Source organism: Deltaproteobacteria bacterium, assembly GCA_016874775.1.
Classification (GTDB): domain Bacteria; phylum Desulfobacterota; class Binatia; order Bin18; family Bin18; genus VGTJ01.
The window spans coordinates 1-5,080 of record VGTJ01000275.1 but is presented as its reverse complement, the minus strand read 5'-3'; the positions used below and the strand labels follow the sequence as shown (position 1 = coordinate 5,080).

General features: G+C 54.2%; 3 protein-coding genes. All 3 read left to right on the top strand.

Annotation, left to right across the window (positions count from 1 at the left end; genetic code table 11):
- Positions 1-588: 588 nt before the first annotated feature.
- The 3 genes from FJ147_27080 to FJ147_27070 all read left to right on the top strand — a co-directional run bounded on the left by FJ147_27080 (position 589) and on the right by FJ147_27070 (position 4,890).
- Positions 589-1,701 carry an iron-containing alcohol dehydrogenase gene (locus tag FJ147_27080; protein MBM4259552.1) on the top strand — a complete coding sequence of 371 codons (1,113 nt, stop codon included), beginning with the start codon at positions 589-591 and terminating at the stop codon, positions 1,699-1,701.
- A gap of 383 nt (positions 1,702-2,084) precedes the next feature.
- A complete protein-coding gene (locus FJ147_27075) occupies positions 2,085-3,356 on the top strand; it encodes an FAD-dependent oxidoreductase (GenBank protein ID MBM4259551.1) in 1,272 nt (423 codons plus the stop codon).
- Between the two features lie 133 nt (positions 3,357-3,489).
- A complete protein-coding gene (locus FJ147_27070; protein MBM4259550.1) occupies positions 3,490-4,890 on the top strand; it encodes an amidase in 1,401 nt (466 codons plus the stop codon).
- Positions 4,891-5,080: the final 190 nt, after the last annotated feature.

Genomic DNA, 5,080 nt, shown 5'->3' with positions numbered 1-5,080 from the left:
TCTTCCAAATGCTCGGCCAGATACGTACAGGTGCAATTCTTCGGCGTGCTCACCAAATATTCGACGTACTGCTTCTTGGTAATCATATCCCTAAAATGATACTTGTGGTCCTCAAGCGTAAGTCCTGTGTTGATTTTATCTCGACTGTTGTGTTTGGGAGCAGAGCTGAATCTGGAACCCGGATCGGGGGGAATTTGATCCTTCCATGAGGAGAATGGTAGCATCTGACCATCCCCAACCGCTATGCGAGAGGAGCGTTCGCCGATGCACCAGTCACAACTTAAGGAAAACTCCTTGTGTTTTAGGTGGAGTGCAGCGCGTATGGGTTCCTTCTCCCGCCGGGAGAAGGTCAGGATGAGGGTACCAAGAGACAAAACCCGCTATTGTTTATCCCCTCACCCTAGCCCTCTCCCTGAGGGAGAAGGAATTATGCTGCTGCTAACGGCTTAAGTTGTGACTGATGCCCTGGGATAGGGCACCCACGTGGGGATGCCTCTACAAGACCAATCCAGACGGAACCATTGCCTCTCCTCCCTTGTTGTCCTGTATATCGCAGGGATAAAGTAGGGCCTGCGCAAAGGAGGTCCTATGATTCGCGAATATAAATTTCCGCAACTTGAGAAAGTGATTTTTGGTGCTGGATCGATTGCTCGCGTGACCAAAGAGATGGAGCGCTTTGGTAAAGAGCGCGCATATATTTTGACCGGGAAGACGTTGGCGACGAGGACCGACCTGGTCCGTAAGCTGGAGACGTTGCTTGAAGATAAGTGGGTTGGTACCTACAGCAGTTGCCAGCAGCATGTACCGAGCAGCAATATCACTGAAGCGACGAAGCGCGCGCGTGAGGCGCAAGCTGACCTGATCATCAGTTTTGGTGGCGGAAGCCCGGTCGATGCGGCGAAGATTGTTGCTCTGGAATTACTGGGCGATCGGCCACAAGAGGCCATTCCGCAGATCGCTATTACCACGACCCTCTCTGCCGGTGAGTTTACCCCGTTCGCTGGGTGGACGGATGAAAAGACGCGCATCAAAGCCGTCCGTGCTGATCCGCGCATTGTGCCAAAGATTGTTATCCTTGATCCTGAGCAGACGGTCGCAACCCCAACCCAGCTGTGGGCATCGACTGGCATGAAAGCTCTGGATCATGCGATTGAGGCGTTGTGGTCGGTGAACCCACAACCAGTGACTGATGCGCTGGCCATGGAAGCGATTCGCAAACTCCGAGTGAACTTGCCGTTGTCGGTGAAAGAACCAAAGAACATTGAGGCGCGTGGTGAGTGCCAAGTCGCTGCGTGGCTATCGATCTTTGGCCTCGGCAATGTCGGGGTGCGCTTAAGCCATATCTTCGGCCATCAAATCGGCGCGCGTTGGGACGTTCCGCATGGTGTGACGTCCTGTATCACCATTCCGCATTGTATGCGTTTCCTCGCGCCGCAGACCTTACCGCAACAAGCGATGATTGCCGAAGCGTTTGGCATTAAGACCGAAGGACGCAAACTCGAAGATGTTGCTGAAGAAGCTGCGCGTACCGTCGAAGCGTTTATCGACTCATTTGGTGTCCCGCGCAGACTGCGTGATGTCGGTGCCAAAGAAAGCGAACTCCCCGCTGTCGCACATGCAGTGATCGAAGAGAGTGCCATGTGGCATAAGCAGCAAGGGGCAGAAGAGGCGTTGCTCGGGTTGTTGCGACAGATGTGGTAGTGGAAAGGCTATAGGCTGTAGGCTTCAGGCTGTAGGGGAAAACGACAAAACGAAACGGAGAATCGGAGAATCGGTGAATCGGGGCTCGCAACGGTGGGGTGGTGCCGGGCATCAGTCACAACTTAAGCCGTTAGCAGCAGCATAATTCCTTCTCCCTCAGGGAGAGGGCTAGGGTGAGGGGATAAACAATAGCGGTTTTTGTCTCTTGGTACCCTCATCCTGACCTTCTCCCGGCGGGAGAAGGAACCCTACACGCTGCGCTCCACCTCAAACACAAGGATTTTTCCTTAAGTTGTGACTGGCGGTCGCCGGGTCTCCCATTCGCCCGTTCGCCCATTCGGTTTTGTGTCACCCCTTCAGCTAAGGCAAATTGAAAGCGTGCTATGACACAACTACGTTTCATCGAGGAGAAGCCCCGTTCAACGCCAATCAAGGCTGAGACCGACGTGCTTGTGATCGGCGGCGGTTCGGCTGGTGTCTCTGCCGCAGTTGCCGCGGCGCGTAACGGTGCCGATGTCATGCTGGTTGAGCGGCTTGGCTATCTGGGCGGTTTGGCGACGGGTGGGTTGATCATTTTACTGTTGACGCTCGATGATGGTCGCGGGCAACAAGTGATCGCTGGTTTGTGTCAAGAAGTGACCGACCGTCTCGCCAAGCGCGGTGCGGCAATGTTTCCGCCGAAAACAGAGTGGGGGAATGAAGACGAAAACTTGATTCGCCGTGATCAGAGTTGGGGCTTGGTGTGGGGGCACGGGCCACATCGCGTGCGGTACTCAGTGGCTTATGATCCCGAGGAGTTCAAATTCGCGCTGAACAACATGGTTGAAGAAGCGAAGGTGAAGCTGCTGCTCCATTCGTATGCTTGCGACGCGATTGTCGAAGAGGGGCGTATTAAAGGTGTGACGTTTCAGAGTAAATCTGGTCGCTTTGCCATTCTTGCTAAAGTGGTGATCGATGCGAGCGGTGACGGTGACATCTTTACCTCCGCTGGCGCGGCCTATGAGAGTGAAGAAGTCCTGCCGTGGCTCTGGTTCGCTATGGGCGGAGTCGAAAACGCGCAAGAGGCTATCCAAGATGGGGGCTGGTTTTTTCACACTATCGGTGAAGGTAAAGTCCTGTTGCCCTGGGGCGCTGCGGAGCGCGTCACGCGAAAAATCGACGCAACCAAACCTGAAGATCTGACCTATGCTGAACTCGAATGTCGCAAACGCGTAATGGAGGTTGTTGACCGTCTGCGTAAAGAAACGCCAGGCTTCGCCAAAGCTCACCTCTGTCACATTGCGGATCAACTCGGAGTGACTGAAAGTCGTCGTTTAGTTGGTGAGTATATGGTCGGGCGCGATGATATCGATACCCCGTGTGATGATGTCATTGCCGTCACCGGCCATTGGACCAAATACGAAGCGCTCTATTACATTCCCTATCGCTCGTTATTGCCCAAAGAATTCTCGAATCTACTGGTTGCTGGTCGTTGTATCTCTGTTGATCACCGCGTGCACCATGCGACGAAGGAGGTTCCACCGTGTATGGCCACCGGTGAAGCGGCAGGCACCGCAGCAGCACTAGCCGTGCGCGCGGGGATTGACCCGAAGGCGCTCAATGTGGATAAGCTGCAAAAAACGTTGCAGGAGCGTGGAGCGATTTTGCGGATCTAAAAAGAGGGACTAGGGGCTAGAGGCTGGGGACTTGCAGGAAAAAACTAGTCCCAGCCCCATAACGTTCTACTGACTACTTTTTTCGAACCACGAATCACGAACACGAGTCACGAAATGCGAAAGGGGAACAACCATGGCGACCGTCGCTGAACTCTGTACTAAAACCCTCACTGAAGTTGCTGCACTGATTAAAAAGAAAGAAGTCTCGCCAGTCGAACTGACTGGTGCGATGCTGGATCGCATCGCTGTACACGAAAGCAAGCTGCACAGTTATCTGACGATTACTGCTGAGCTGGCGCTGCGACAAGCGAAAGAGGCGGAGCAGGAAATCGCGGGCGGCAAATATCGCGGGCTACTGCACGGTATGCCGATTGCCGTAAAGGATCTCTGCTTCACTAAAGGGATTCGCACAACCTGTTCGTCAAAAATTCTCTTTGACTGGGTGCCGGATCACAACGCGACCGTCGTTGATAAACTGAACGCGGCTGGTGCGGTGCTCCTTGGTAAGTTGGGAATGACGGAGTTTGCCCTTGGTGGCTATCACCCGTCGATTCCTGCCCCGGTCAATCCGTGGAATGCTGACCGTTGGCCTGGAGCGTCTTCGAGCGGGTCCGGCGTGGCCACAGCAGCCTCGTTGTGTTTCGGTTCGCTGGGGTCAGATACTGGTGGCTCAATTCGCTTTCCCTCGGCTGCCTGTGGCATTGTCGGTGTAAAGCCAACCTACGGCAAAGTGAGTCGTTACGGCGTCTTCCCTCTGGGGGAATCGCTGGATCATATTGGTCCGATGACACGTTGCGTCGAGGACTCGGCAATTATGCTACGTGCGATAGCTGGGTTTGATCCCAAAGATCCGACAACCCGACGAGTCACCGTTCGTGACTATCTGGATATGTTGCGCAACGGCGTCAAAGGGGTACGCATCGGGGTCGATGCTGACTATTGTCGCAAAGGTGCTGATTCACAAGTCAGTGCGTCTGTCTTGGCGACGACGAAAGTCTTCCAAGAACTCGGTGCGGAGATCCACGAGGTGAAGTTCCAGCTTACTGACGATCCTTTCTGGTTCACGATCTGCGCGGCAGAAGCAGCGGCTGCGCATGAGCAGTTTTATCCTGCACGTGCGGCTGACTATGGCACGATGTTTCGATCGTTCCTGGAGGATGGGGGCAAAGTAAAGGGCACTGAATACGCCCAAGCCTATGTGAAACGACAGGCCGTATGTCGCATGTTTGATGATATTCTGCAGAAGGTCGATCTCTTTCTCTGTCCGTCTCTCCCGCGGGTGCCGATGCCTCTCAAAGATTTTCCGCCTGATGCGCCTCTCTCACGTGAGGCAAGCCTTGGGCTGCTTCGCCATACCGCACCGTTCGATCTCACTGGCAGTCCGACTATTTCGGTGCCTTGCGGTTTCAGTACCGATGGTCTTCCCTTGAGTCTGCAATTGATCGGACGCCATGACGAAGAGGGATTAGTCATGCAAGCCGGTTATGCGTACGAGCAAGCAACTGAGTGGCATACGCGGCAGCCGAAGTTGTAAGATCAGGACTTACGCTTTGGACCTTAACAAGCCGTGACATGAGGGTTTTGTAGTTCAGCGCGAAGGTAATGACTAAACAAACTCTCCCGCACGGCATACAGGGTCTGGCCCAGTTCTTGAGCTTTCACTTTCAAGGATACCCACGCATGATAACAACATGCTAAGTGATTGCGCTGTGCCCGCGCCGCCC